This is a genomic window from Mesorhizobium sp. M7A.F.Ca.US.014.04.1.1 (genome assembly GCF_003998745.1).
Classification (GTDB): Bacteria; Pseudomonadota; Alphaproteobacteria; order Rhizobiales; family Rhizobiaceae; genus Mesorhizobium; species Mesorhizobium ciceri.
Window position 1 is genome coordinate 1 of sequence record NZ_RZRW01000910.1, and the last position, 1,597, is coordinate 1,597.

The following is a 1,597-nucleotide window of genomic DNA, read 5'->3' on the forward strand; positions in this document are numbered from 1 at the left end:
CCTATGGTGCGGAACCAGCGGCTCCAGTGCGGCGGCTCGGTGGCCGAGCCATCGAGCCCACGCGTCACCGGGTGGCGCTGGCCGAGTTCGGTGAGGCGCGGATAGAAGGCCTTGTCGACAACTTCGCCGGTCGGCATCGCCGGCAGGGCGGCCATCAGCGGCGTGCGCGCGATCGAGCTTTCGCCGGCATATTCGGGGCCGGCCGCGATCAGCAGCGCGCCGCCCTTTTCGACATATTCGGAGATGTAGTCGTAATAGAGGATCGGCAGCACGTCGCGGTGCTGGTAGCGGTCGAAGATGATGAGGTCGAAATCCTTGATCTTCTCGACGAACAGTTCGCGGGTCGGGAAGGCGATAAGCGACAATTCGTTGATCGGCGTGCCGTCCTGCTTTTCCGGCGGCCGCAGGATGGTGAAATGGACAAGATCGACCGAGGCGTCGGATTTCAGCAGGTTGCGCCAGGTGCGCTCGCCGGCATGCGGCTCGCCGGAGACGAGCAGCACACGCAGGTTCTCGCGAATGCCGTCGATCAGTGCGATGGCGCGGTTGTTGGTGTCGGTCAGTTCGCCTGGCTCGCGATCGATGGCGAGTTCGACGATGTTGCGGCCGGCGCCCGGAATGGTGACCTGCAGCGGCATGGCCTGGCCAACGGTGGCGTGCTCGACGGCGACCTGCTCGCCATTGACCGAGACGCGCACATCGACCGGGCCAGTCTCGTTTTCGGTCGAGATGACGCGGTAGGTCATGTCGAGCGGCTTGCCAACAAGGCCGAAGCGCGGCGCGTTCTCGAAGCGGATGCGGCGGTCCTTTTCGTGGTCGTTGCCGGTGATCAGCGCATGCAGCGGGGCGTTGAAATCTGGCGCGCCCGGCGGCGCGTCATGGACCTCGCCATCGGTGATCATGATCGCGCCGCCGATGCGTGACGGCGGCACGTCGCGGAAGGCGCCTTCAAGCGCGCCGAACAGCCGTGTCTCGGTGCGCTCTTCGGCGGCCTCGGATTTGCCGGCCTCGACGACGCGCACGTCGAACTGCTTGAAGCGGCCAAGCCGCTGCTGCAGCCCGGCCAGCGCCTCGTCGGTCTGCTTGGTGCGATCGCCGATATCCTGGCTCTGGCTGCGGTCGACGACGAGGGCGACAACGCTTTTCAGCGGCTCGCGCTCCTCGTTGAGGAACACCGGGTTGAACAAAGCGGCGGCGAGCGCCAAAAGGGCGATGAAGCGGAAGACCGAGCCGCGCTGGCGAAACCACAGGCCGACAAGCGCCAGCAGCGCCAGCGGCACCAGCGCCAAGGCCAACAGGGGCCAGGAGATCAGCGGTTCGAAGGAAATCGACCAGTTCATCCCTTACCCTCCTCTTTTTGGGGAGGGTTTATCCGCGACCGGAGGGAACCAAACAAACTCATCTTACTGCCCCAGCCGTTCGAGCAGTATGGGCACGTGCACCTGGTCGGATTTGTAGTTGCCGGTCAGCATGTACATCATGATGTTGACGCCGGCGCGCAGCGCGTAGACGCGCTGCATCGGGTCCGCCGGTACGGTCGGCAGCAGCGGATCGCCATTCTCGTCGACCGCCCAGGCGCCGGCAAAATCATTGGCGG

Annotated in this window: 1 protein-coding gene and 1 pseudogene; both read right to left on the reverse strand. The window is 65.2% G+C overall.

Going from position 1 to position 1,597, the window contains the following annotated elements:
• Positions 1 to 1,340 (reverse strand): annotated as a pseudogene (locus EOA22_RS33005) (hypothetical protein); the annotation flags it as partial.
• 63 nt (positions 1,341 to 1,403) lie between these two features.
• Positions 1,404 to 1,597 (reverse strand): DUF4159 domain-containing protein (locus EOA22_RS33010; RefSeq protein ID WP_127390576.1); only part of this gene is annotated, 194 nt, incomplete at its 5' end.